The 1,128-nt window shown below is 65.2% G+C and carries 1 protein-coding gene; it reads left to right on the top strand.

Features of this window, described 5'->3' with window-relative positions:
- The first annotated feature begins 255 nt into the window (after positions 1–255).
- Entirely contained in the window at positions 256–1,056 is an 801-nt protein-coding gene (locus tag AB0I41_RS35245) for a zinc-ribbon domain-containing protein (protein ID WP_357115843.1), read from the top strand.
- Positions 1,057–1,128: the final 72 nt, after the last annotated feature.

Genomic DNA, 1,128 nt, shown 5'->3' with positions numbered 1-1,128 from the left:
GTCTGGATCAACCCACCCGAACCAGCAGCCGACGATCAACCAATGCCACAAGCGGCGTAACACCCGCTGGCCTCACCGGCCTTGACAAGTTCCGAACGGCCGCGCGCTCGGAGCCTCGTCCATGCCAGTGCTCCTCAGCGCGCTGCCGTCCGGCATGGTTGCTGTCAGCACTGCTGTCGACAGCCACCCTGCCGCCACCGGGGGAGCCCGGTCAGGCATCCGGTTAGCCCCTAACCTTGCAGCCGGAGGTGCGGCGTGAAGGTCCAGGAGTGTTCGACAAACGGGTGCACGCGACAGGCTGCGTTCACGACCAAGACACGACCAGCCTGGTGCATAGAGTGCATCGACAACATCCTGCGCACCGGCGGCCTCGCGGCCGTCGAACCGTTCCCTGGCCCCAGCGCCTACCGGCTTACCCGCTGCTTGACCTGCGGCGTCCAGGCCCATTACAAACTTCAATACACCGTGGACAAGAACGAGGTCGGTGAGAAGACGTGCCGCGCCTGCTTCTGGAGGTCGTGGGCCGTCGACGCACGCGCCAGCGGTGGGTTCGGCCTGCGGAGGCAGTACTCCCGCGAGGAAATCATTCAGCGCCTGGATGCCGCCGGCTGGGAGTTCCTGGACACCCTCGTGGACATCACCAAGGACGACGATCCCGTACTGGGCAAGTGCCGCTCGTGCAAGGTGATTCAGGCTGCCCGCATGGGCGACTTCGGATGGGGCTGCACCTGTTCCCGCAACACCCGCTCCAAACATCCCACTGACAAGCCAACGGAGAAGACCCTGTTAGCCGCGTCCGACTCCGAGGCGCTGGCCTGGTGGGACCACGACGCGAACGACGCGAGCTCCCTCGCGACAGCCACACTGCGGGCCCGGCGCACCGCCCATTGGCGCTGCCCCACCTGCGACCTGCGGTTCGAGAAAAAGATCTACGAGATGGCCGAACGCCCAGTCTGCCCGGCTTGCGTCCAACGCGAGGCCAAGGAGTGGAAAGCGGAATACGAGCGACTCTCAGTCACGCCGGTCGCCGACGCCCTGGGTGTCAGGGTTGGGTGAGACCAGCGGTTCAGAGCAAGTAGCCCTCCCGGGGCGAGGATGGATTCTCCTTCGATGACGATTTCCAGGACT

Origin of the sequence: Micromonospora sp. NPDC050200 (genome assembly GCF_040656135.1) — a bacterium.
GTDB lineage: Bacteria > Actinomycetota > Actinomycetes > Mycobacteriales > Micromonosporaceae > Micromonospora.
This window is presented reverse-complemented; position numbering and strand designations above follow the sequence as displayed.